Consider the following 23,860-nt stretch of genomic DNA (forward strand, 5'->3'; position numbering starts at 1 on the left):
CTCCTGAAATTACTATATGCTATTCTGATTTTACTTTCGTACCTTCATCCTCATAGAATACCCTGAAGCCCGATTTTACCTTTCCTACGCCAAGATACCTTGCTTTGTAATCCTGAAGCAGTTCCTTGAATTTCGGGAACAAAACGAACAGGGCAATAATGTTGGCAAAGATCGGAAGGGCTGTTGATGCATCCGAAAATATCCACAGCGTTGCTCCCGGAAATCCATAATATACAGCTATGATAACCATCAGCAAGCTTGGAATAGGATAAGTCCACTTGTAGAAGCTTAGAATTGCATCCTTCTTTGGTGTTTCGCCTATCAGGTAACGCACTACGACTTCAATCTGTGCATAAACACCGCTTGATGTGGTAACGCCGAACAGGAATACGCCTATGGCCAGTATTATTCTTCCAGGCCGTCCAAGCCCTGTTTCAAAGGCACTTAGGGTGAGAGTCGCGCCATCAAGTCCGTTGGACCATTCTCCGGTTATGATGACAACCAATGCAGTAATCGAACATATAACAAAAGTATCAATAAACACTTCAAATATACCCATCAGGCCCTGCTTTACCGGATGGTCTACCTTGGCCGAAGCATGTATCATCGGTGCTGAACCCCAACCTGCCTCATTGCTGAATACCGAACGAGACATTCCAAGCTTGATTGCCTGAGAGAACGTAGCTCCCACAAAACCGCCTGCAGCTGCTGTTCCGGTAAATGCGCTGCCGAAAATCATTCCGAAAGCTGACGGCAAGGCAGTAATATTCTTCAAAATTATCACTACACCGCCCACAAGATAGAAGATACACATGAAAGGCACTATCTTTGCTGCAATTCTTCCCAGCGAAGATACGCCGCCGCTTATCATCATGTACAGTATCACGGTGTAAAACACCGCAACACCAACCATGCTGAAATTGAAGGTATTTGCAACTGCTTCAGAAACCGTGTATGTTTGTATGTTTATAAAATAGCCCGTCAGAAATCCGAAAGCAAAAATGAAGCTTAACACCTTCGCCAGAACAGGCATCTTCTTTTCATGCCCTATTCCCTTTTTCATATAGTAGTTCGGACCGCCGTAAGCTTCATTGTTCATATCCTTGGAACGATAGTACACAGCCAGTGTTATTTCAGCCACCTTCACTATCAGCCCGCAAAGAGCAGCAATCCACATCCAGAAAATCGCACCGGGTCCTCCTATGGCAATGGCTGTAGCAACTCCGCCGATATTTCCTACGCCTATGGTGGTTCCAAGGGCAACGCTCATAGCTTCAAAAGGTGATACAACTCCTGCTTCCTTACCACCTGCCTTATCTTTGCCAAGGATACTGTCTATGGCATGCTTCATGGCAATCTTAAATCCGGTTATCTGAAAAAAGCCTGATCGAACGGTAATGTAAAATCCTATAGCCAGTATTATCACTACCAGCGGCATACCCCACAAATAGTCGTACACTATTATTGAGGCCATATCTGTAATTGACATATTATACCTCCGAAATTATTATTTGATTGGAATAGTTAGTTCTAATTTCCTGCATGCTGCTATGAAATTCGCAGATGCCTTATTGATTATACAATAGTCCTCAAGGTGTCGGCTACGAAGTTGATGATTTTGAATCTGATGAATCTAGAATCTCAATGACAGACAGCTCAGTCCGCCGTCAAGCTTTCTGTATTCTGAAGTATCGGTTACAATCACATTGTACCCTGCTTCTCTGATGCTTTTTTCAACAACAGGATAGCCCAGCGGTACTATGACAGTGTCATTTACCCAGATGCAGTTTGCTCCGTAAGCTTCGCTTTCAGGAACGATCAGCTTGCTGAAGGATTTGAAATCTTCCTTTTCAATAAATTCTCCTGATACAAGCATGTTGTTGTTCTCAATGTAGTTAACACCGGTTTTCAGATGCAGCACCTTTTCCAGCGGAACAACCGAACATGTGTGACCGTGTTTTTCCAGAGCCTCCTTGAACTGTCTGCAGCCTTCCTCATTTGTTCTGGCCGACAGCCCTATGTAAAAGTGATCTCCGACCATCATCACATCTCCGCCTTCCATGGTTCCTGGAGATTTTATGTATTCAATCTGCTCGTCAGTGTAAAACTTCTTGATGGTATCAACCATCAAGGCTGACTCTCCCCTTCTGGTGTCTGCTCCCGGATTGGATATAATGGCGCATCTTGGTGTAAGCACTGCAGTGTCTTCAACGAAACATGAATCAGGATACTCTTCCAATGATTCCAGCACAGTAACCTCAACTCCGCATGATTCCAGCGCCTTAATATAGTCATCGTGCTGTTTCAGGGCTAACTCATAATCCGGCTTTCCAAGCTCCGGGGCAGACGTTATCCCTTCGATTAATGATTTCCCTGGTCTTCTAACAATAACATTCTTGAACATATGATACCTCCAAAGTATAATAATCTTTTCGTATTGAACTGCCGGCCAGCATTCAAGCGCGAAGCTAAAAACGTATTTTGTATACAATATATATTATACAGTTTGCAAAAATAAATGCAAGCGTTATTTTATATTTTACACAATATTTTGTATACATAATGCTGTTGATTTTTTCCTGCTTTTATGTTAAACTTTATACATAAATAAATACTTTATACAAAATGAAAGCGGAGCAAGCAAATGATACAGTACATGTCCTTAAAAGATTGTGTTTACAATTATATATCTGAAAAGATAAACGATGGTTCGCTTAAGCCCGATGACAAAATAAATGAGCAGCATATTTCAGATGCCTTGAATGTCAGCAGGACTCCCATAAGAGAAGCCCTCATTCAGCTGGCATCGGACGGTTACCTGGAAAACACCCCCAGAAGAGGTTTCAGGGTTAAGTTTCTGGATATAAAAAAAGCCCGGGAACTGTATGAAATAATAGGAATACTGGACGGAAGAATTGCATATGAAACTGTCGAACTGATCAGCGATGAAAACATAAAACAGATGCAGTTTCTGGCCGAATCAATGGATTCAGCAATATCTCAGGGGCTGAGCTCCAAATATTACGAGCTGCAGCTTATGTTTCACGACACATACATAAATCTGTACAGCAATGAAACAATGATTTCCACGCTGAACCAGATGAAAAATCAGTTTCTTAGAAAATACTACAAATTTGATGACCCCGAGAAGGAATTGGAGATACTGAAGCAGACAAACCTTGAGCATTTTGAGATAATCAGATTGTTCAGAGAAAAGAAAAAAGACGAGCTCGAAAGATACATCAGAGATGTTCATTGGGCTGCAGATACAGCCATGTTTGATTCCCTGTAAAAAATCAGCTCCCTTGATTAATCAAGGGAGCATTTTTATTAAGTCGTAACATTGGACTAATGATTATTTTTCTTTGCGTATTTCAGGTCGATTTCAGCTCTTTCAATGGCTTTTTGGGCATATTTCACATCAATCGCCTCGTTGAAACTCTTTTCTCCATTGCTGAGTGACTTCTCCAGCTGTTTTACCCTATAGTTGTATTCCTCCTTTGCCTTTTCAAGCTTTTTGGCTGAATCCTTCACCTCTTCAGAGCTTCCGAAAGCTACGGCTTTGGAATTTTCCACACCTGTTTTCGTTTTTTCATTCTCCAGCCGTTCAAAGAAATCCTCAGCCAAATTTTTTGCAGTTTCCGGTTGTTCGATTTTTTCAAAGCACCTTTCATGCAAATCTTCAATTTGTTCTTTAAACTCCATGATTCCTCCTGATAAATTATATTTGCGGCATTTTAACCCATGCTGCCGCATCATCCATGTCGCCGCATATTATTGCGTTTCCTATGTCCAATGACGGTATTATTGATACCTGGTCTTCCCGAAGCGCCAGGCTCGATGCCATAATTTCACAGTCATCCTTTGAAGTGAGCCTGTGCACTATCTTATAATTTGTATTTTTAACAGCGTCAGATATCAGTCTTGTAGGAATTTGGTCGGCTATGATTATTCCCTGGCCGTAACCCCTTATTTCTGACATCATGTTGCTGAACAATTCCGCAACTGCCTGTTGGGGATTGCCGAAATCCGACGATAGGTTTTGAGGCTTCAGCAACAAGTTGTGAGCTTCCTCCACCAACGCAAGATGTATCAGTTTGTTTTTCTGAGCCTTTTTCCTGTACACCGGGTCGTTGGCGTAACATGACTGGCGGTATTCGCATAAGCTTATCATCAAAAGAGACATAATAAGAGCCTTGTCCTTTGCTCCAGCTATGCGGCTTAAATTTATTATGGCAGGACGGCGGAACAGCTTATCATAGTCAGTTGATTTTGTTACATTCAATATATTACCCCGGGTGCCTCTTGAAAGATAATTAAACCTTGTTTCGATGGATGCGGCTATGTTGTCCTGCACACGTTTTTCATAATTCCTGTGTTCCAGAATGACCTTTGCCATGATCTGCAGCCCGTCCATTGTGGGATATTCGTCTTTTTGCTCCATTTCACCCTTAAGAAATTCATCCTTGTAATAAGCTTTTAGATATTCAAACACTGTTTCATCAACTATAACCGGCAAGACATCCGACATTGGAAGACTTGCATTCAGAAGGGCCGTAAGATTTTCACTTCTTGTGAGCATGTCAATTCTGGCCCCTTTGATAGCAGCAGGTTCAAAGGGATTAAGCCTCAGTTCCTCCATTCTGCAGCCGTCAAGTTCCGAAACTCCGGGCATGTATATTTGAAACTTTCTGTCTTCAGGAAGTGTTTCGTTCATCTTAATTGCCCATCTAACATAATCATCCTTTGCTGGTTCGATAACCATGACAGGAACGTTGCGTCTTAACACCTCCTGTATGATGCGCTTGCATGTGGTGGTTTTCCCACTGCCTGTGCTGCCTGTCACAAGAGCATGCCTTACCAGCGCATTTGGATCAATGAGGTATTCGTTGTGTTGTATAACTCCCATATCCACAACTTTGCCCAATGAAATTGAATCATCCTCTATAACGGCAGGATTGTTTGCAAATCTTACTGCAGTTTTTACAAATCTCAGCCCCGGTACATCCCTTCTCGGAAGCGATGTGGCCAGGCTTAATTCTTTTGTGTTCATGGGCGTGCTCAAATACTGGTATGATTTTCCGAAAATATGCCATTCCTTATCCGAATAATTATTGTGATATGCTTCCTCTCCGCTGATGATTGGAACCAGGTCATATCCGAATTTGACTGTCTCCAATGCCCCAGAATTGTCTTTCAGAACGTGAAGACGGATGGGTTCAAGATACGATTCCTTTCCCGAATAGATGGAGCGCAGCATCCCCGCTACCGTTGTAACTTCTTTTTTGGTATCTCCGAGAATGTAAACTCCTACATTCCAGTATCCGAGGTTTCTGCCTTCGTTGAGCCGAGCAATGTGCTTGTCTGTTATTTCCTCCGCATATTGAGCAAACTTATCAAGGTATTCAGCTGAAAGCGATCTTGAAAAATTCATCTGGACGTTTTTACTCAATCCAAATATGCCTGCAACCGCACTTCCGAGGCTTCCTCCCACACCGACTCCAAGCATGGGTACACCAGCGGCAGAAGCTAAAAGCCCTCCGGCTATTGCCCCGACGCCTTGAGCTATAGCGCCTCCCATGCCTGCAGCCTTGCTTTCACCCTGGCTTTCCTGTTCCGTAACATTCCTAGAAACATTTGTATGAATCTCACTGCCCAGTCTTCTCATCTTATTAATAATATCTGCCGTATCGCGGTCCGACATGGGATCTGCAATGACAAGCAGTGCATAGTCCTTTTCAAAGCCTTTCATGTCGCGGATTCCAAAGGCCAGCTGGTCCAATGTCTGGATAAGACCTGTGTCCTGCTCGTTGTTGTTCCTGAATGAAGGTATTCCCGTAACTGCGCCCAAAGTATTAAACCGCTGCATTTTCATCATGATTTCATTATATGTATCTTCCTTTGACAAAGCTCTAAGTTCTACACCCGGCATGTTGGCATTGGCTGCTTCTCTTACCTGTTCTATGGCATCTTCTGAACTGATTGTGCGTGAAAGCGAAGTTGTACCAATATACAAGTGAGTTTCTCCTGCCGACCGCTTGAGCAAAAACATCAGACGATATCCCCATGCATGAAGGGTTGCCAGCGTTCCCTGCCATCTGCTTATAAGATCATAATTCTCCATATTGTCAGGATGCACAGGTAGCCTCACAATCTGCAGCCAGGTAATAGCCTTGTGACTTGAAGAAATCGCAGCAAACTTGTCTCTTTCCTCAATATTGTTCAGATAACTTCGTTCCATGGAATAATCCAGCAAATGAAGAAAAAATTCATCCGGAACCTTTATTTCATTGGCTGTTCGCAGATGTTCCATATCTATGTTTTGAAACAAATCCTTAAAATTAACGTTCAAAGTTTTTTTTGTCGTTTCCATATTCCCCTCTACTCAGTAATGATCTCATTCTCATAAAAGTTTAAATAAACAGCTTCCGTCTGTCTTCACACAATGAGGTTTCCCTGTTGAACTAACCAGGTACCTTTCAATAAGAGCTCCCTTTATGCCTCCGACACCAACATTTGAACGGAAAAATACCCAGTCTCCTGCAACCGATGACCTGTCGATGATTTTATTTACAATCAATTTCTTGCTGAAACCGTCTAAATCCATTCTATACAGATTAGCATAAGATTCCAGCACATCATCTGAAAATATGATATCCTTTTCATTGACACCCCACAATTGAAATTTTCCTTTCAACAGGCACTTTTTCTCCATGGTTTCATAATTAATTTTATATATGCCGTCTGCTGCATTGCTATAGTATATATTATTGCCCTGCAGGTAGAAGTTGTCATATCGTCTGTTAATACAAGATTCATGTTTGACCTCATCTATAATGGTGAATATTTCGGATTTCCGGTCATATCTCAGCTGAATAATATGATCTCTTGTCCTACCGTCCCTATAACAGCTGCTGAGTATGTAGATATTTCTTTCATCAGTATACCTTATAGTTGTATTGATTTTTTCACCCAAGCTGCGCTCTATATTGCTCATTTCAAACAGAAATTTTTTCTTTTTTCCGTCAAGGGACATCTGCATTAAATATTTCTTGTCTGAATCTAAATCTGATTCAAAAAAATTCAGTACCCCCCTATATTCAGAAACATTTGAAATGTACCTGTCGGTTTCATAAATTAATTCCGGATTGGGATACGGCACATCCAAATTGATACGAAAGAGACGGCTTTTGCCTCCAAACCATGAATCGACAATCATGAACTGCCTGCAAAAACAACCATAATAGCAGCTCTCTAACTTTAAGTTGTATTTCTTGTTGATTATACACACCAATGAGTCCGGACGCTCATGATTTTTTATTTCAATCCATTTCAGGTGCAGCGGCATGTCTTGTCCTTTTTTATCCACTCTGAATATCATCCTATCAAATTCTGCAAAACTGTGGTCGTCATACACATCTTCAAATTCTATGACAGGTTCCTTTTCACCCCACAGTTCCAATTTCATAGGAGAAAGCACCAAACCCAGCGACACAGTCTCCTGTGGGCGGGGAAGCGAGATTATCCTGTTTTTATCATCAATCATGGGCGGGATTGCTTTATTTCCTACAGTTCTAATGGTGCCATCCAATATATCCCTAACAAAGTACCACTGGCTGTGGCCTCCGGTCAGGATGACAAATTCTATATCTTCCATGCCCATGAATTTATTTATGTTTTTCTTTCCATCATCCGTGCAGCCATTTATTAAGTCAACAAAAGACTCCAAATATGAAGAAAATTCCTTTTCAAACTGCTTTCTGCCAAAACGCGGAAAAGGAACAGGGTCTTCAGTGATAAGAGGCACAACAGGAGTCAGAAACTGGCAGGCAGACACTTCAACATCCTTATTGAGGCTGCTTGAAACCGTATTTTCCTTCCATATTTTGATATTGTCCATCTGCTGAATTAAAAGATTATGAGCCATGTTCTTTGTAACTTTAGGCATTGAGGAAAGATAATTCTGCAGATAGGCAAAAAGTTTTTCATCCACTTCTCTGCCGCCGAAGCACAACTCATCATTCCCCCTTGGCCATGTGGATACTACCTGACTTGAATCAAAACTGCTTCCGTCCGAATATTTTTCAACACTGCACTTAAGGATAGCCAAATCGGTTGTACCTGCTCCCATGTCAACCATCATGATGTAAAAGGGCTTATATGCTGCTTTTAAAATGCCTGCCGTGTTTTGAACCAGGATTGCACTTAATGCTGCCGTTGGTTCATCCATGGTTTTGACATTTTGAAACCCCGCATTTTTGGCTGTATGTGCCAGAAATTGTATGGTTTCTTTCTTCCACTTCACTGGGTAGCTTAAAATTGTCTCAACCTCATCGTATTTGTCATTGGAGTACATAAACTGGTCCTGATAAATTCGAAACAAGTAGGCAAAAAACAACTCTGTAAGATATCTTGCATATTTCCTCGTTTCCTCATCATCGTGTTCCAGAATCATTTTAAAGTTTCGAAATATTACCGCGTTGTCCGCTTTTTTTGTTTGAGCTTCATAACCGAACCAAAAATCGTCTCCCAAGCTCTGAATAATTGACGGCACCCAGGCATTACCGTTAAAATCAACATATTGGGCATTAATCCTGTCCTTGTTGACAGGTTCATCTCCCTCGTAATGCTTCACCTTAATATATGTTGAGCTTGTGCCAAAATCTATTCCTACAATCCTCTTGATGCCCATATGTCCTCCCCCATTTCTCTGCTGCTATTTAAAAGTATAGGTGATAAAATTTTTGTCTGCCGGGTCGTTTCTTACAAAAGTGAGCCTTTCAAAATCATTAAAATTCACTTTATCCCTGCAGCCGCTTTCAAAAGACTTGTAAAGCTCCTTTGCCTTCTCGTATGAGTCAACAAAAAACAATTCGCTGCGGCTGCGGTTCTCATATGCATAATCCGATGCATCAAAGCAAGGAAACGGCTCGCTGTACTCCACAACATAGCCTGTAACGCTGAAGATGCCGTCTTTTTGTGCAAATAATGATGAACGTTTTCCCATTTTCTTTAATTTAAGGCTCTTAATCAGCACGGGTAAATCCATAAATGTTTTTCCGCCGATAATAAACATACTGTTGTTTTTGCTGTGATACCTTGTTTCCATAGCTGCCGCAACCTCCAAATGATTTCTTTTCATTGCCTACATTACTATATTGTAATTATTCTTGAATTAACTGTCAATCAAATAAGGTGAATTTTATATTATCCAATAATCGGGTGCTTACTGTAAGTATTGCAAACACTTAAGAGTTAAAGTCCTTAAGTGTTTATTGTTAGTTCGTATAATTCGAATTATGCGTAATGGTTACACTACAAATTGGAATTTGCCAGATTCATAGTATGCTGATTCTATTCGTTCATTTCATCTTCGTTTAGTTTATTCTCAATAGTTTGTTGTTTTTTCTTGTTTATAATTATTATCGCTGAGCGAAATAAAAAGAAGAAAAGAACAAAGCCCACAAAGTATGATGTCAAAGTTTTGATATCATAGTTACCACTTAACAACGAAAAAAGAATTACTGAAAAAACACCTGATATAATTGTATTTAATAACAATTTTTTCTTACCATCACTTTTTAGACTCCAAATATCAATTCCTTCCTTAAAATGGCGGATTAAAATATATAAGCCACACCCCATGAAGGCAAAAAATTCAACTGCATATTGTGCAAAGGGAGCTTTCATAAAAAATTGCTGTATAATAATAGAAATCAATAAAACCCATACAAGCAATCCATACGCATCGCTTTGAATTTTTCTTCTTGCCAAAAGTATTCTTTCATCTTGAATTTTATTATTTTTCATATGGATCCTCCCAAAATAAATCATTTAATGTTTTGTTTAGTACTTTGCAGATTGCTATACAAAGATTTAGTGTCGGATTATAATCACCAGCTTCAATAAGTCCTATTGTTTGCCTTGTTACGCCAACTGATTTTGCTAAATCTTCTTGTTTCATATCACATTCAATACGAGCAATTTTCATTCGTTTATTTTTCATGCAACCCCTCCTATATTACAAATTGTAATTTATATTCAACTAAATGTCAATTATATATTGCATTAATTTTTAAAAATATGCTTTGTAAATATTAGCTATATATAATTAATGGTATTTTTCCATCGGCACCCGCTAAATGGATAATATAAGGTGAATTCTAGAAAAAATGGGAACTATGAAAATAATCTTACCATTTCAGCGCACAAAAATACTCCTTGATATAATCAAAGGAGCATTGGACTATAGTATTATCCTCTCAGCTCAAAAACAAATATTCGCTGCGCTTCACGGGATGTCCTGAAATACTTTGTTATGTTGAACATGAACCTGTAAAACAGGCTCAGGAACTTCACCCTGTAGTCGTCGTTCATGTACATGGTTTCCACGTGGGTTATGCCGGATGCGTATTTTTCTATTTCATGAGGTCCGTCTTCACCCCACAGTATTTCAGCTTCGGTTTTTCTAAGTGACGGCTGATACTTGGACAACCTGACAGTTGTCTTTGAGAATGCATCAAATATTATCTCCGCATTGATGAATTTATTGTTCATACGGACAAAAAACTCTTCAACTTCGCTTTCGTTCAGGTACATCAGCAGCCCTTCTGCTATTATCAGAACCGGCTCGCCGCTGTACTCCACCTTGTCAATCCATCCCCAGTCTATAACGGATGATCCGATCATTTTGTAGGCAGGAGTTTCTTCAAAAAACTTTTTCTTAAGTTCAATCACTTCCGGATAGTCCAGATCGTACCAGCATTTTGCCTTCCTCTTGATGCGCATGATCCGTGAGTCCAGCCCGCAGCCAAGATGCAGCACAACGCAGTCCGGGTTTTCCTTTATGAAGTTTACGGTGTAGTCATCTATTATGGCCGCCCTAAGGCTCATGAACACCTGAATCTTTTTCGATATCTTGAGCTTTTTGAAGTCGAAATCTATCTTTCCGATTATCTCCTCCGCCTTTTTGTCTTTGATTATTTTGCTGTTTCTGCTCATCAAAGCCTTGCCGTACAAAGGTATCAAAAGGGTTTCGCTTTTATTGCTCAGCTTAATCATATAATATCTCCCATAATAATTATCGTTCAACCTAATGATTCAAATTGCAACTGCTTGAAGAACATTACATTGTTTTTCTAACTTAATTATATACCAAATAAAAAATAAAGCCATAGTCGGATGAATCCGTATGGCTTTATTTAAGACTGATATTGTTTATATTTTGTCAATAACAAGATTTATCCCTTTATTATTAGGATTAATCGGCCTTTGCTGCCCATCACTACTTAACTTGTTACTTATGTAAAAAACTCCTGATTCCGTCAATACAGAGTTTGTGGTCTTCTTCTTCAGACAGCCCAGAAACAGTGACTGTACCTATCATTCCTACACCCTTTAACAAAATAGGGAAAGCTCCGCCTGCTGCCTGAAATTCAGATGGATCAAGAAGTGAATTCTCATTAAAGTCACATCCTCTATTCCTGAATTTCTCTCCTACAAACATGGAACTGTGCGCATATCTGTCTACAACATTTTTCTTGCGTTTAATCCAGTAGGCTATCTCTAAGTATGTACCCTTTAAAAAATATGCAAATATTGGTTGTCTGTTAACTTCTATATATACAGCAATCTCTTGATTAGCCTCGTTTGCAAGCTTTATAATCGTAAGTCCTAAATTAAGAGCATCATTATTTGAGAAAAAATCAAACTGTAGATTCTCTTCCTCAAGCAATAATTCTTTCATCAAGTCATTCATTCCATATCCTCCTGTAGCTTTTATCCTATCACTAAACAAATTTGGACAATCCAACATTCTCTCTGATCATATTTATCATAACATCTGAGGGCTTTTTGTAATAATTATGCCTGCTTACATTAATCCCAATTTTACCCATACCTACCATCATCTCAGCAAATTTTAAAGCTGCAGCACTGGAATTTATTATAGGAACACTTGTATTTCTTATTTTATAGTAATTATGCATGTACAACATTGGTCCCATATAACCGCAACCGGTGAGTAAAAGTTCTGCACCATCCCTAATACATTCTTTTGCCGTTTCTTCAATTTTAGGGATTATAGTTTTGAACGGGTCTATATACCCTTCAACATCTTCTGCAGCAGTGATTGGTGGATGAACCGCCCTTATAGGTCTTATGATTGCTCTGTTTTCCAGTTTATACTTCATAAAAGACTGTTCCATGTTTGGGTTTATGTCCTCATCAACAGATATTACTGCAAATTTCTCGCCTAATGTTAAAGCTACGAGCATTGCAGCCTCTCCAAGACCAATTACAGGAACATCACACATTTCTCGCAGCACATGTAAGCCAGGATCAGGAAAACATCCGATTATTATTCCATCATACTCTTGTTCCTTCTGTAATTGAATAATTCTTTCTATTAAATGATAATTGTTGACTGCCTCCCCATAAAAAGATCGTACTGTATTTGAGGAAATAGCCATATTTTTAAAATCTACAACTGTTCCTTCACTTGCAATACTGTTCAGATATTGTTCTATTTTTACTCCCATATCATTGAAGCCTGGAATATTCTTTATGCATCCAGTTGTTGGGTTTTGCCACAATAACTTCATCAATATCACCTCCTGCTCTAGTCCATATAGATTCCGCCATTTACATCGAGCACCTCTCCATTGATATATGCAGCTGCATCACTTACCAAAAATGCAACAGCTTCACCAACTTCACTCATTTCACCTAATCTTCCGCTTGGAATGTTTTTTATTATAGATTTCCACCTATCACTTTTCATCAGTGTTTCAGTGGCAACCCAACCTGGAGCTACACAATTGGATCGAATATTAAATTCACTTAGTTCTAAAGTAAATGACTTCGTAATACTAATCACTGCCGCCTTTGATGCTGCGTAGTGTGCAATTCCTCTTGATGGAACTTTGCCATCGCTTGAAGCTATATTGATAATTTTGCCTGATCTGTTAGGAACCATTGATTTATTGGCAACAGCCTGGGTAACAAAAAATAAAGCCTTGACATTTAAATCCATTACTTTGTCCCAATCCGTTTCTTTTATACTTAATAAGGATTCTGAAGGGTAAATGCCTGCATTATTGACTAAGATATCTATTTTGCCGCATTCTTCTACTGCTTTTTCAACGCTGTTTAATATTTGATTATTATCAGTGATATTTACCTTGTACGCATACGCCTTTCTTCCCATAGCCCTGATTTTTAGAATTACTTCATCATTATTTTCTATGTCCAGGTCAAATATAATTATATCTGCGCCTTTTTCTGCCAGACTAATTGCTATGGCTCTGCCAATACCTCTTTTTCCCCCCGTTATCAATGCAATTTGATTTTTCAATTTCATAATGCACTCCTCATTTTAGATAATAAAGGAGAACTAAGATTAATTCTCCTTTATTACTATATTTTCAGATAAGATTTTCTTAATTGAGCTGCTTATTTTTGTAAAACACACCTCTTTTGACTCCATCTTTATAAAAAATTCCTATGCCCGATGCAGCCAATACCATTGATACAACAGGTGTAATTATTCCCAACAAATAGAATGGCAAATATGAGAACACGGCAACTCCCAAAGTAGCGCTCATGTATACACCGCTTGTTCCCCAAGGAACCATCGCACACCCTAAAGTTCCTGTATCTTCCAGGGTTCTTGATAAAACCTTTCGATCAATACCTTTTTCATCATAAGAAGCTCCAAATATTTTTGAAGTCATTAGCATAGGCAAATATGGGTCTGCTGCTAAAAAGTTTAGTACAAGGCTCGAAGCCAGGCAGGTAGTAATTAAACCAAGTACACTTTTTACAATATTCGCCAGTTTGCTAAATGCTGCCTCGAGGCAACCGGTAACATCCAGAATACCAGCTAAACTCAATGACATAAACATTATTGAAATAGTACCCAACATCGCAGTCATTCCGCCTCTTGTCAGTAACCTATCCACATCTGGAATGCCTGTATTACCAACAAAACCTGATAACATATATTTCAACATATCCCCAAATCCTATTCCCTGGATAGTCATTCCAACTATTGCACCCGTCAAAGCAGCTATTGCTATACTGATTATAGCCGGAACCTTTTTTATTATCAAAACCAAAAGTACTATTAACGGAATCAGAAGAGCAACATTTAAGTTATATGTCTGTTCTATACCTTGCAACATTAGTACAACACCTTCCGGAGTTGCTATAGCACCCGAAAATCTCAATCCCATTATGGCATATATTACCCAGGATATTAGTAGTGCAGGTATTGTAGTCCACATCATAGAGTTAACATGTTCAAACAATGATGTTCCTCCTACAGCAGCTGCAAAATTTGTACTGTCAGACAATGGCGATAATTTATCTCCAAAGAATGAACCGCTGACAACGGCACCTGCTGTCATTGCAGGAGGTATGCCTAAACCCATTCCTACTCCCATAAGAGCTACACCTATTGTACCGGCAGTCGTCCAAGAACTTCCCGTGCTAAGTGACATTATGCTGCACATTATACATGCAGTTACCAGAAACCATGTAGGACTTATAAGCTGAAGTCCCCAATATATTAAGTAAGGTACAGTACCACATGCAATCCATGTTCCTACAGTCACTCCAATGAGCATGATAATTACCATCGGCAACAAGGCAGTTTTGATGCTGTCAAAGATAGCCATCTCAATATTTTCCCACTTCAATCCCAAATAGAAAGCGAAAACGGTAACAATTACAGAAGCTAAGAACAAAGGTATCTGAGCATCTGCTTTAAAAACAACTATTGACACTAGCAATATAACGAAAGCAATGATGATAATGATTAACGATTCTCCAAAAGTGGCTTTCCGAGCAACCTTTTCCTTATTCACTTTACTACCTCCTAATATTATTATTTATATGATCATGATTCCTATGTCTAAAGTATTTCAAAGAATTCTTCATATACTTCTAAAAGAAGGATGTTTGTGTACTGAATGTATTTTCCTTAGTACATAATCTATCAGTTTCCGATTAGTTTTTGGTTTGATTAGTCTTAAGTATATACCTGCCATAATACGTTAACATATCTCCTGTTGCTTTCTTTTTTTCCTCCCTTCAAGCAACCAGGTATCATATAAGCCAATTCCTACTTGATAAGTTAATAGCTTTATAAAAGCATTAATTCAGGATTTTCTAAATAATCTCTGATCTGATTTATAAACTCAGTCGCTTTAACTCCATCAATGACCCTGTGATCCACTGAAAGTGTTATGTTCATCATTGGCTTTATGCATATTGTATCATTAACAACAACTGGTCTTTTTTTTGTGGAGCTAACTGCCAATATTGCAGCCTGAGGTGCATTTATTATGGCCGTAAAAGAGTCGGAATCAAAAGATCCAAGATTAGATACAGTAAACGTGCCTCCAATAAAATCTTCCGGATCAAGTTGATTACTTCTGGCTTTGCTGATTGTCTCGTTAATTTTCAATGACAGCTCTGATAACGACATCTTATCTGCTTTTTTTATTACAGGAACCACTAACCCTCTGTCTGTATCAACAGCCAATGATATGTTGACATTTTTATATTTCATTATCTTGTTTTCTTCGATGCAAACATTGATTTGAGGATGCTTTATCAGTGATCTGATTACAGCATGCGTTATAATATCGGTCATACTCAATTTAAGCCCCGATTCCGCTGTCTTATGGTTCAAAAATTTCCTGAGGTCAATGGACTTTTCCATATTTACTTCTTTGAAGAAATATACATGAGGTGAAGTAAACTTGCTTTTTGTCATTCTCTCTGCAATTATTCCTCTTACTCCAATTATTGGTTCTATTTCATATTCATCATTGTCTTTTTCTGTTTCCACATTATCCAGCAGTCTTTCCACATCTTTTTTTACAATCTTGCCATTTATGCCTGTTCCTTCTACCCCTTTAAGGGATACATTTTTATCTATTGCGATTTTATGTGCCAGTGGAGTAACATTGATTTTTTCATTTTCTTTCATTTTTAATATATCTTTCTCTTTAATTACACCACTTTCACTTTTTATCAATGATATATCAACTCCCAACTCTTCCGCCAATTTCTTAGCCTTGGGCGTTATCTTAACGTTTTCCCTTTCATTGCTTAAAGAATTTAAATTTTGATTGTTATATTTGGCTGGTAATTCCTCATCCAACGAATTAGCCATCAAACCTATTACTTCACCTATTTTTATATCATCATTTGATTCAATCTTAATTATTTTCCTTAGAAATCCTGATTCAGTCGCTTCAATCTCTCTGTTTACCTTGTCGGTCATTATTTCCACGATTGCATCGCCGGCTTCTACATAGTCATTCTCTTTCTTAAACCATCTCATTATTTTGCCTTCTGTCATTGTGTTGCTCATTTTCGGCATAAATATTTCTGATACCATCTTTCACCTCTTATTATTCTTGAATTAATTCTCTGATAGCCTCTTTTATTTTTTCAACGCTTGGATAATGAAGCGACTCTAAATATTCATTGTATGGAACAGGCGTATCAGAGGCTCCAAGCCTCATTATAGGTGCATCCAGATAATAAAAACCCTTTTCAATAACCTGTGCTATTATTTCTCCTGCATAACCTCCCGTCTTGCAAGCCTGATGAACTACTAACAGCTTACGTGTCTTTTCAACTGATTTTAATATTGTATCAATATCAAGGGGATTTAAAGTTCTGGGATCTATTACTTCTACATTTATTCCTTCATCCATCAATTCAATGGCCGCCCTTAAAACCATCTGAAGTTCATATGACCAGGATACGACAGTTGCATCAGCTCCATCCTTTTTTACGTCTGCTTTTCCCAATTCTATTGCGTATTCCTCTTCTGGAACTTCACCTGTTGTGTTATAAAGCATCTGATGTTCAATGAATATGACTGGATTATCTTCTTTAATTGATGCCTTCAACAGTCCTTTTGCGTCGTAGGGTGTGGAAGGCATAACCACCTTAAGTCCCGGTATATGGGTGAACAGTGCTTCCAGACTTTGTGAATGCTGAGCTGCATCTCCTGCTCCCGCTCCCCCCTGCATCCGGATTACCATAGGTACCTTAGCCTTACCTCCGAACATATACCTAATCTTGGCTGTCTGATTTACAATTTGATCCATACATACCATGGCAAAGTCCTGATACATTAATTCTACAACCGGCCTTAATCCTGTAACTGCCGCACCAAGACCGCACCCGACAAATGCAGCCTCTGAAATAGGAGTGTTTCTGACCCTCCTATCACCAAACTCTTCCCACAGATTTTTTGTTACTCCGAATACACCGCCATTTTTACCTATATCTTCTCCGATGATGAAGACACTTTCATCATTCAGCATTTCTTCCCGCAAGGCTTCATTTAATGCATCAACATATTTGATTTCTCTCATCACTTTGCCTCCTCATAATATACATCCTTGAAAAGTTCTTCAGCCGGTGGTCCTTCCGCTTTTAAAGCAAAATCAACTGCATCAAGAATTTTTTGCTTTACATCATTCTCAATTTCTCTCGCTCCATTCTCATTAAGCGTTCCATTTTCAATCAGAATATTTTCTATCTTTTTAATTGGACATTTTTTCTTCCATTCATTAACTTCTTCTTTAGTTCTGTAAACTTCCCTGTCGGCCTTTGAGTGAGGAACAAATCTATACGTCTTGCATTCAAGAAGTGTCGGACCTCCTCCGTTTCTAGCCTTTTCAACTGCCTTATTCATCTTTTCATATACATCAAACAAATCCATTCCATCAGCAATAACGCCCTCTATACCATAACCGATTCCTCTGTCTGCAATATTTCTTGTTTGACTTACTGTTACAAACGGTGTTGAAATTGCATATTGGTTGTTCTCATTGACAAATATAATCGGAAGCTTCCACCCGCCAGCCAGATTGATTGATTCATGGAATGTTCCCTGGTTAGATGCCCCATCACCAAAGAAACTGACTGCAACCTGTTTTGTTCCTCTGTATTGGGCAGAAAACGCAGCGCCGACTGCCACAGGATTTCCTCCGCCAACTATTCCATTTGCCCCCAATATGCCCATATCAAGATTAGCCACATGCATAGATCCGCCTTTTCCCTTGTTATATCCAACATATCTTCCGCACAATTCCGCCATTACTAATTTAATATCCGCTCCTTTTCCTATTACGTGACAATGTCCTCTGTGAGTAGTCTGAATAAAATCATCCTCATTTAATGCAAGGTTTACACCCATGGCTACTGCTTCCTGACCAACGCCGGTATGCAATGAGCCTCTGATTATTCCTCTGGTAAAAAGCTCAGCAGCTTTCTCCTCAAATTTTCTTAGTGTCCACATCTTTTTCAAAATGACTAATAGTTGTTCGTTTGAAAACATATCTATTCTCCTATTCTCTTAATTTTTTTACTGACTGACCATAGGCATAAACAACCTCTTCATCTTTTGGTTTCTCTTCTTTAAACCTTGAAAATCTAAATGGTTCGATAGGCAATTCTGTTTTGTCAAAAACTATAAGCTGTGCCAATAACTTACCTATTAAAGGTCCTGTTGCAAATCCATGACCTGCAAATCCACAGGCTAAGACCAGCCCCTCCACCTCATCCACATTACCTAGAATAGACATGTCATCGGGAGTCAAATCTAATGGTCCGCCCCATGTTCTAATTACATTAACATCTCCCAATTGAGGTATATATTTAAGCATGTTTCTTGCCGAAATTTTCATTTCATTAACATTTGCGGAATTTCCCATACAATAGTCCTCAGGGTCGACATTTCCTATTATCATGTTTCCATTTTTTGTTTGATTGCAGTAGCATGTACCCGTTAAAAGAAAGGGTCTGACCAATGGCGGTATTGGCTCAGTAACCATCATCTGATTTCTGCATGGAGTAATTGGTATATCAATGCCAACCATTTTGCCCAGCTCGACCGACCAGGAACCGGCAGCAATTACAACTCTGTCGCATTTTATGTATCCTTTATCTGTAATCACTCCATCAATACAGTTATTTTTTGTTACTATATCAGTTACTGCCGTATATTCCATTATCTCTACACCCAAGTTCCTGACTTTCGAAGCATAACCTAACGATGTATAATAAGGGTTTGCCATTCCACAAGTTGGACTGTAAGATCCTCCTTTACAGACACCTTTTTTTAGAGCCGGTACTATTTTTCGGGCTTCTTTTTCATCTACAACATAAACTTCTAATCCTTGTTTTCTAATTCTCTCAGTCATCTTATGATGAGCTTCAAGTTCAGCATCGGTGGTAGCCAGAAAGATGTTGCCTGTTCTCCTGAATTCTGTATCAACTCCTAAGTCGTCACTTAATGTATCCCATATCCGCGTTGCTTCCATAACTAAAGGAACCTCTGCCGGCAGCCTGCCTTGCTGCCTGACACCACCTGCATTTCTTCCGCTGCCTTCACTTCCGCAGTATCTTTTTTCAATGACTATGGCTTTATGTTTCATTTTAGCCAGGTTGTAAGCCAATGATAGTCCATTAATTCCACCGCCAATAATAACAGTTTGAGTTCCTCTTATTTCCTGCATTTATCTTTGCCTCCTATAAAATTCTGCTGCATACTTCTTCACTGACCAAATCATCATCCTTAAAGTTAGCTATTGTTTCAACCTTTAATGGCCTCAGAGGAGCTCTTTGAACATCAAAGTCAATTTCTTTCAGTGGAATTCCGGTTTCCTGAGATATTATAGACTGAATAAGCTTAGAACAAGTTTTTCCTTTACATAATCCCATTCCGGCTCTAGTCAGTTTTTTCACCATGGTCACTGATGAAGCGCCGTTCCTTATAGCTTCTTTTATTTCACCTTTAGTGATTTCTTCGCACCTGCAAATTATCATATCATCATCATTTATAATGTCACTCATATAACCGTCCTCCCCTAAAATCTATATTTCTTACTTTTCTTGCTATAAGCTTTGGCACACGCAAATATATAACTAATGTCCTATCATTGTTTTTAGAATTAATTACTTTTTCGACAACTCCGGTTCCTATTACTTCTCCTGCTCTTGACATAACACTTACCTTGTGACCCTTTTGAGGTATATACTGATACTCGTACGGTATAGCAACAATTGCCTCTTCGTCTGAAAATGTGTAATCTTCCAGGAATATAGCAAGTCCAGGACACATTGCTATACATTGTCCACATCCTATGCATTTTTCTTCATCCAAAACAGGGAGATTTATTATTGGTGAACCAACTTTTATTGCACCATATTTACAAGCTGCCTCACATGGGTTACATGGTATTTCTTGAATACACTCAATAACTGCAACAGGCCCCTTTTTTAACCTTTCATCTGAAGGCAATTGGCATTTTTTCAATTCCTCTTCACTTATTAAACCTGTTTTTAACAACCCGCTACACATCACTTGCACCCCCTACCAAAAAATCTACAGCTTCTTTCCTCTTTTGCCCAAATTGTCCCATGCGTAAAGAGTCTATCTGTCCTTTTATAGACTCAGATCTTAAATCGTATTCCTCATTTGTAATATATCCCAAGCTATGAGCTACGGCTAAACCTGCCAATTTCCCCTCTTCCATTGCAGTGCTTGCTTCCTCTACACCTGCTAAATCACCTGCTACATATACACCAGGAATTGATGTTTCCATACTCTCATCATGCAATGGTACAAAGCCACCTAACACTGGTAGATATGCTGTTTGACACCCGAATATTTTAATAAGCTCAACTAACGGATATAATCCAATGGCAATGCAAACCATGTCTACATCAAATGTTTTTTCTGTTCCTTCTATAGGTTTAAAATTATTATCGACACGCACAACAGTTGCACTTTCAACACACTTGGTGCCGGTTACACATTTGACAGTATGTGAGGTTAGTATAGGAACTCCAGCTCTTCTTATTTTTGCAGCATGAACACCATACCCACCTATACAATCTGCAGCTTCAACCAGTGCAACAACTTCTGCTCCGGCTTGCAAAAGCTGGTAAGATACAATAAGACCTACATTTCCCGAACCGATCATTAGAATTCTTTTGCCTGGCAATACCCTGTTGACATTAATCATTGTTTGAGCTGCTCCTGCCCCCATTACTCCCGGCATTGTCCACCCGGGAAAACATAGAGCTTTTTCACTTGCACCTGTTGCAATTATTATCTTTTCAGCCTTTAGCACTTCAACTTTATCTTCATATGTTATATCAAGATAGTTTTTATCAAATGCACCATACACAACGTTTCCCATCCTGACATTCACCCCATATTTTTTTGATTCCTCTATCAGTTGACTGCCTATATCAAATCCTCTGGTCCCTGCTTTATGTTCTTTTGAGCCAAAGAATTTATGTATTTGTTTAAATAATTGACCACCAGGTTTAGAGTTTTCATCCAGCAAAGTTACTTTCACACCATATTTAGCTGCTTCAATAGCCGCTGATAAACCTGCCGGCCCTGCTCCTATTACTGCTAGTTGTGTATTAATCATAAGTTTTTCCCCACCTTCCATTTCCTTTTTGTGTTTCAATTACCATTCCTTCTTTAACGGGAGTAACACATGTTCTTACATTTGGGATTCCATCAACTACCATTACACAATCCGTGCATCTGCCAATTGCACAAAACATACCTCTTGGCTCATGTTTCTTTTCTGTTTCTCTAAACACATTAATTCCATTAGCTAAAAGTGCAGCTGCTATCATTTCATTTTCATAGCAGAAGATTTCTTTTCCATCCACCGTTATTTTTACTAAGGCCCTTTCTTCAAGAGGCCCTAAAACAACATGATTAATAATTCTGTTAACGTTCATAACTGCTCCTTCCTAAAAATTAGGTTGTTATTTTTATTGATCGATATGTATCTGTTCACAGCGATTAATTGCTTACAGTGATTAAGTTTTGGAAAAATATAATCACCTTTGATTATATTTAATATATATTGCAGACTTCGCGTTTTATGTTAGTAATAATAAAAAGAAATAACCTTACTTTTGCTAAGTTAAAGTAAAGTTATTTCTCACTTATATATAATTAAAAAGCCTTGATAAAATAAAATTCAGATTAAAAAAGCTCCATAAATGATTTTTTATCTAGTCCGTAAATATAATATTCGACATTAATATCTTCTAGAGCAGTTTGAATAACATTTTTATTCATTGTTCTTTTACTTAAAAAATTCTCGAGCTCGTTTATGTCACCAATACCAAAAAAATCACCATAAAATTTTATATTAATTATTCTACCATGTTCAACTTGAATGTAACTGGTAATATAACCGAAGTCAAATTTCTTTTCTCTTCTTAGGTTATAATCCGGTGAATATCCATAATTCCATTTCCAGGTCGAATATTTCTCACTACTTATTTTATTGATGTTCACTATATCTTCATCGGTAAAGCAGTACTCCTCGAATAAATTTTCATCAAATATATTCTTTAATAGCTCTATTTTAAAATCATTTGTATCAGCTGGATCAGCCATATAATCAGATATATTTGCAACTCTGCCTTTAACAGATTTTACTCCTTTAGATTCTATTTTGAATGGTTTCACATTTAATGATTTTTCCAATAAATCTAAATCAGATTTGTAAAGCAGTGTTCCATGATGTAATATTTTATCTTTCTTCATATATTGTGCATTTCCTGATACTTTTTTGCCGTCTATAATTATATCGTTTCTTGTATTGCATTCAGCGTTCAATCCCATTTTATTCAATGACTTTGTCATTAGGGACATATATTTGCTGAAATCCATCTCACAAAGATTATTATTTTTATTGATAAAAGTGAAGTTTATATTGCCCAAGTCATGGTATACTGCTCCTCCACCAGATAATCTTCGCACAACCTTTATATCATTAGCGTTAACAAACTCTTCATTTACTTCCTCTATTGTATTTTGATATTTTCCGATTATAATAGCATTATGATTTTGCCACAACATAAAAAAGTCCTGTTTATCATCCATGCTATCAAATACATATTCTTCTGCTGCTAAATTGAAGTATGGGTCAGTAGTATGTAAATTAATGAGTATCATGAGAATACCCCCCATTAATGCTGTTGATCTTAAAGATACTTCTCCAAAATCCTCTTGTTCTCCCAATATGTTATGCATTCATTCTTGACATCACCTATATGTTTTTTTAATGCAGAACAAGCTTCTTCCAAATTTCTTTCTGATATTCCTTCAAATATTTTGCTGTGCTCTTCTATACATCCCTGCCCTGCTATAAATTCATACATGAGCTGCATTTCTTCAGAACACCTCAGCAGTTGATAAATTGCTTCCAGATAAGGATTACCTGATAATTTTATGATAGTACTATGAAACTTGTAATCCAAACTCCCCTGACTTTTTGTAGGCTTTTTCTCCTTGTAATTATATAAAACCTGCATTTGCTCAACCAATATTGCCCTTAGTTCCTCCAGATCATTGTCTGGTACTGTATTAATGACTAATTCAATAGCTTTAAGTTCAATAGCCTCTCTGGCATCAAGATGAAATATCATATCATCTTTATTGGTGCAGTTAATCAGATTCATTATTTTATCAGCATACTTCTTACTTTTATAGAAATATTCATATTCAATTATTTTGCCATACCCGAGCTCAGTCAATATTCTGCCGTTAGATCCATCCTTTTTTATTAAGCCTTCTTCTTCCAAATTAATTAATATTCTTCCTATTTTTGCCTCACTTAAATTCAACTGCTTTTTATCTAAAACCTTTTTTAGCCTTATAGCCCCAATAGGATTTTCTGATTCCTTTATTGTATCTAAAATTTGATAATGAACCATACCAATTGATACTGTCACTTTATATTCTCCTTGTTATAAGATATAAAAAATTCAATAGTACTACTGA

At 38.1% G+C, this 23,860-nt stretch carries 24 protein-coding genes; 1 reads left to right on the forward strand and 23 read right to left on the reverse strand.

Annotated elements, in window-relative coordinates:
- Positions 1-19: 19 nt before the first annotated feature.
- Together AAGU76_RS11090 and AAGU76_RS11095 are read right to left on the reverse strand one after the other, a co-directional pair.
- Positions 20-1,489: an amino acid carrier protein gene (locus tag AAGU76_RS11090; protein ID WP_342485548.1), complete on the reverse strand. Its 1,470-nt coding sequence runs from the start codon at positions 1,487-1,489 to the stop codon at positions 20-22.
- A gap of 144 nt (positions 1,490-1,633) precedes the next feature.
- Positions 1,634-2,404 carry an arginine deiminase family protein gene (locus tag AAGU76_RS11095; protein ID WP_342485549.1) on the reverse strand — a complete coding sequence of 257 codons (771 nt, stop codon included), beginning with the start codon at positions 2,402-2,404 and terminating at the stop codon, positions 1,634-1,636.
- Between the two features lie 240 nt (positions 2,405-2,644).
- On the opposite strand from AAGU76_RS11095, the gene AAGU76_RS11100 reads away from it, so the two are divergent.
- Complete coding sequence (locus AAGU76_RS11100) at positions 2,645-3,292, forward strand: GntR family transcriptional regulator (protein ID WP_342485550.1); 648 nt, start codon at positions 2,645-2,647, stop codon at positions 3,290-3,292.
- 56 nt (positions 3,293-3,348) lie between these two features.
- Here AAGU76_RS11100 and AAGU76_RS11105 read toward each other — a convergent pair whose 3' ends face one another.
- From AAGU76_RS11105 to AAGU76_RS11205, 21 genes are all read right to left on the reverse strand, one after another.
- A complete protein-coding gene (locus AAGU76_RS11105) occupies positions 3,349-3,705 on the reverse strand; it encodes a hypothetical protein (RefSeq protein ID WP_342485551.1) in 357 nt (118 codons plus the stop codon).
- A 16-nt stretch (positions 3,706-3,721) separates the two neighbouring features.
- Positions 3,722-6,373 carry an ATP-binding protein gene (locus AAGU76_RS11110; protein ID WP_342485552.1) on the reverse strand — a complete coding sequence of 884 codons (2,652 nt, stop codon included), beginning with the start codon at positions 6,371-6,373 and terminating at the stop codon, positions 3,722-3,724.
- Between the two features lie 30 nt (positions 6,374-6,403).
- Positions 6,404-8,692: a DUF5050 domain-containing protein gene (locus AAGU76_RS11115; RefSeq protein ID WP_342485553.1), complete on the reverse strand. Its 2,289-nt coding sequence runs from the start codon at positions 8,690-8,692 to the stop codon at positions 6,404-6,406.
- 24 nt (positions 8,693-8,716) lie between these two features.
- Positions 8,717-9,109: a hypothetical protein gene (locus AAGU76_RS11120; protein WP_342485554.1), complete on the reverse strand. Its 393-nt coding sequence runs from the start codon at positions 9,107-9,109 to the stop codon at positions 8,717-8,719.
- A gap of 245 nt (positions 9,110-9,354) precedes the next feature.
- Positions 9,355-9,810, reverse strand: coding sequence for a DUF6773 family protein (locus AAGU76_RS11125; RefSeq protein ID WP_342485555.1), 456 nt, complete (start codon positions 9,808-9,810; stop codon positions 9,355-9,357).
- Entirely contained in the window at positions 9,800-10,006 is a 207-nt protein-coding gene (locus tag AAGU76_RS11130) for a helix-turn-helix transcriptional regulator (protein WP_342485556.1), read from the reverse strand. Before AAGU76_RS11130 ends, AAGU76_RS11125 begins: the two co-directional genes overlap by 11 nt.
- A gap of 248 nt (positions 10,007-10,254) precedes the next feature.
- Positions 10,255-11,061, reverse strand: coding sequence for a class I SAM-dependent methyltransferase (locus AAGU76_RS11135; RefSeq protein WP_342485557.1), 807 nt, complete (start codon positions 11,059-11,061; stop codon positions 10,255-10,257).
- A gap of 235 nt (positions 11,062-11,296) precedes the next feature.
- Positions 11,297-11,758: a heme-degrading domain-containing protein gene (locus tag AAGU76_RS11140; protein WP_342485558.1), complete on the reverse strand. Its 462-nt coding sequence runs from the start codon at positions 11,756-11,758 to the stop codon at positions 11,297-11,299.
- A 31-nt stretch (positions 11,759-11,789) separates the two neighbouring features.
- Positions 11,790-12,602 (reverse strand): aspartate/glutamate racemase family protein, encoded by an 813-nt coding sequence (locus tag AAGU76_RS11145; RefSeq protein WP_342485559.1) that lies wholly within the window; start codon positions 12,600-12,602, stop codon positions 11,790-11,792.
- Between the two features lie 17 nt (positions 12,603-12,619).
- Positions 12,620-13,360 carry an SDR family NAD(P)-dependent oxidoreductase gene (locus AAGU76_RS11150; protein WP_342485560.1) on the reverse strand — a complete coding sequence of 247 codons (741 nt, stop codon included), beginning with the start codon at positions 13,358-13,360 and terminating at the stop codon, positions 12,620-12,622.
- A 79-nt stretch (positions 13,361-13,439) separates the two neighbouring features.
- Positions 13,440-14,867 carry a Na+/H+ antiporter NhaC gene (nhaC, locus tag AAGU76_RS11155; protein WP_342485561.1) on the reverse strand — a complete coding sequence of 476 codons (1,428 nt, stop codon included), beginning with the start codon at positions 14,865-14,867 and terminating at the stop codon, positions 13,440-13,442.
- Between the two features lie 278 nt (positions 14,868-15,145).
- Positions 15,146-16,411: a dihydrolipoamide acetyltransferase family protein gene (locus AAGU76_RS11160; protein ID WP_342485562.1), complete on the reverse strand. Its 1,266-nt coding sequence runs from the start codon at positions 16,409-16,411 to the stop codon at positions 15,146-15,148.
- A 13-nt stretch (positions 16,412-16,424) separates the two neighbouring features.
- The gene (locus AAGU76_RS11165; RefSeq protein WP_342485563.1) at positions 16,425-17,402 is read right to left on the reverse strand and encodes an alpha-ketoacid dehydrogenase subunit beta; all 978 of its coding nucleotides are present in this window, start codon (positions 17,400-17,402) and stop codon (positions 16,425-16,427) included.
- Positions 17,402-18,370 (reverse strand): thiamine pyrophosphate-dependent dehydrogenase E1 component subunit alpha, encoded by a 969-nt coding sequence (locus tag AAGU76_RS11170; protein WP_342485564.1) that lies wholly within the window; start codon positions 18,368-18,370, stop codon positions 17,402-17,404. Before AAGU76_RS11170 ends, AAGU76_RS11165 begins: the two co-directional genes overlap by 1 nt.
- A 10-nt stretch (positions 18,371-18,380) precedes the next feature.
- Complete coding sequence (locus AAGU76_RS11175) at positions 18,381-19,550, reverse strand: FAD-binding oxidoreductase (protein ID WP_342485565.1); 1,170 nt, start codon at positions 19,548-19,550, stop codon at positions 18,381-18,383.
- 13 nt (positions 19,551-19,563) lie between these two features.
- Positions 19,564-19,887, reverse strand: coding sequence for a (2Fe-2S)-binding protein (locus AAGU76_RS11180; RefSeq protein ID WP_342485566.1), 324 nt, complete (start codon positions 19,885-19,887; stop codon positions 19,564-19,566).
- Complete coding sequence (locus AAGU76_RS11185) at positions 19,880-20,395, reverse strand: 4Fe-4S binding protein (protein ID WP_342485567.1); 516 nt, start codon at positions 20,393-20,395, stop codon at positions 19,880-19,882. The genes AAGU76_RS11180 and AAGU76_RS11185 overlap by 8 nt, the downstream gene beginning before the upstream one ends.
- Positions 20,388-21,518 (reverse strand): NAD(P)/FAD-dependent oxidoreductase, encoded by a 1,131-nt coding sequence (locus AAGU76_RS11190; RefSeq protein ID WP_342485568.1) that lies wholly within the window; start codon positions 21,516-21,518, stop codon positions 20,388-20,390. Before AAGU76_RS11190 ends, AAGU76_RS11185 begins: the two co-directional genes overlap by 8 nt.
- Positions 21,472-21,801 (reverse strand): (2Fe-2S)-binding protein, encoded by a 330-nt coding sequence (locus tag AAGU76_RS11195; RefSeq protein WP_342485569.1) that lies wholly within the window; start codon positions 21,799-21,801, stop codon positions 21,472-21,474. Before AAGU76_RS11195 ends, AAGU76_RS11190 begins: the two co-directional genes overlap by 47 nt.
- Before the next feature lie 250 nt (positions 21,802-22,051).
- Entirely contained in the window at positions 22,052-23,110 is a 1,059-nt protein-coding gene (locus AAGU76_RS11200; RefSeq protein WP_342485570.1) for a lipoate--protein ligase, read from the reverse strand.
- Positions 23,062-23,811 (reverse strand): FCD domain-containing protein, encoded by a 750-nt coding sequence (locus AAGU76_RS11205; RefSeq protein WP_342485571.1) that lies wholly within the window; start codon positions 23,809-23,811, stop codon positions 23,062-23,064. The genes AAGU76_RS11200 and AAGU76_RS11205 overlap by 49 nt, the downstream gene beginning before the upstream one ends.
- Positions 23,812-23,860: the final 49 nt, after the last annotated feature.

The sequence above is a fragment of the Sedimentibacter sp. genome (genome assembly GCF_038562225.1).
Lineage (GTDB): Bacteria > Bacillota > Clostridia > Tissierellales > Sedimentibacteraceae > Sedimentibacter.

What these genes read in the sequence shown, in the direction of transcription:
- AAGU76_RS11090 (WP_342485548.1), bottom strand. Translation starts at nt 1,489, where the DNA reads ATGTCAATTACAGATATGGCCTCAATAATAGTGTACGACTATTTGTGG.
- AAGU76_RS11095 (WP_342485549.1), bottom strand. Translation starts at nt 2,404, where the DNA reads ATGTTCAAGAATGTTATTGTTAGAAGACCAGGGAAATCATTAATCGAA.
- AAGU76_RS11100 (WP_342485550.1), top strand. Translation starts at nt 2,645, where the DNA reads ATGATACAGTACATGTCCTTAAAAGATTGTGTTTACAATTATATATCT.
- AAGU76_RS11105 (WP_342485551.1), bottom strand. Translation starts at nt 3,705, where the DNA reads ATGGAGTTTAAAGAACAAATTGAAGATTTGCATGAAAGGTGCTTTGAA.
- AAGU76_RS11110 (WP_342485552.1), bottom strand. Translation starts at nt 6,373, where the DNA reads ATGGAAACGACAAAAAAAACTTTGAACGTTAATTTTAAGGATTTGTTT.
- AAGU76_RS11115 (WP_342485553.1), bottom strand. Translation starts at nt 8,692, where the DNA reads ATGGGCATCAAGAGGATTGTAGGAATAGATTTTGGCACAAGCTCAACA.
- AAGU76_RS11120 (WP_342485554.1), bottom strand. Translation starts at nt 9,109, where the DNA reads ATGGAAACAAGGTATCACAGCAAAAACAACAGTATGTTTATTATCGGC.
- AAGU76_RS11125 (WP_342485555.1), bottom strand. Translation starts at nt 9,810, where the DNA reads ATGAAAAATAATAAAATTCAAGATGAAAGAATACTTTTGGCAAGAAGA.
- AAGU76_RS11130 (WP_342485556.1), bottom strand. Translation starts at nt 10,006, where the DNA reads ATGAAAAATAAACGAATGAAAATTGCTCGTATTGAATGTGATATGAAA.
- AAGU76_RS11135 (WP_342485557.1), bottom strand. Translation starts at nt 11,061, where the DNA reads ATGATTAAGCTGAGCAATAAAAGCGAAACCCTTTTGATACCTTTGTAC.
- AAGU76_RS11140 (WP_342485558.1), bottom strand. Translation starts at nt 11,758, where the DNA reads ATGAATGACTTGATGAAAGAATTATTGCTTGAGGAAGAGAATCTACAG.
- AAGU76_RS11145 (WP_342485559.1), bottom strand. Translation starts at nt 12,602, where the DNA reads ATGAAGTTATTGTGGCAAAACCCAACAACTGGATGCATAAAGAATATT.
- AAGU76_RS11150 (WP_342485560.1), bottom strand. Translation starts at nt 13,360, where the DNA reads ATGAAATTGAAAAATCAAATTGCATTGATAACGGGGGGAAAAAGAGGT.
- AAGU76_RS11160 (WP_342485562.1), bottom strand. Translation starts at nt 16,411, where the DNA reads ATGGTATCAGAAATATTTATGCCGAAAATGAGCAACACAATGACAGAA.
- AAGU76_RS11165 (WP_342485563.1), bottom strand. Translation starts at nt 17,402, where the DNA reads ATGAGAGAAATCAAATATGTTGATGCATTAAATGAAGCCTTGCGGGAA.
- AAGU76_RS11170 (WP_342485564.1), bottom strand. Translation starts at nt 18,370, where the DNA reads ATGTTTTCAAACGAACAACTATTAGTCATTTTGAAAAAGATGTGGACA.
- AAGU76_RS11175 (WP_342485565.1), bottom strand. Translation starts at nt 19,550, where the DNA reads ATGCAGGAAATAAGAGGAACTCAAACTGTTATTATTGGCGGTGGAATT.
- AAGU76_RS11180 (WP_342485566.1), bottom strand. Translation starts at nt 19,887, where the DNA reads ATGAGTGACATTATAAATGATGATGATATGATAATTTGCAGGTGCGAA.
- AAGU76_RS11185 (WP_342485567.1), bottom strand. Translation starts at nt 20,395, where the DNA reads ATGTGTAGCGGGTTGTTAAAAACAGGTTTAATAAGTGAAGAGGAATTG.
- AAGU76_RS11195 (WP_342485569.1), bottom strand. Translation starts at nt 21,801, where the DNA reads ATGAACGTTAACAGAATTATTAATCATGTTGTTTTAGGGCCTCTTGAA.
- AAGU76_RS11200 (WP_342485570.1), bottom strand. Translation starts at nt 23,110, where the DNA reads ATGCATAACATATTGGGAGAACAAGAGGATTTTGGAGAAGTATCTTTA.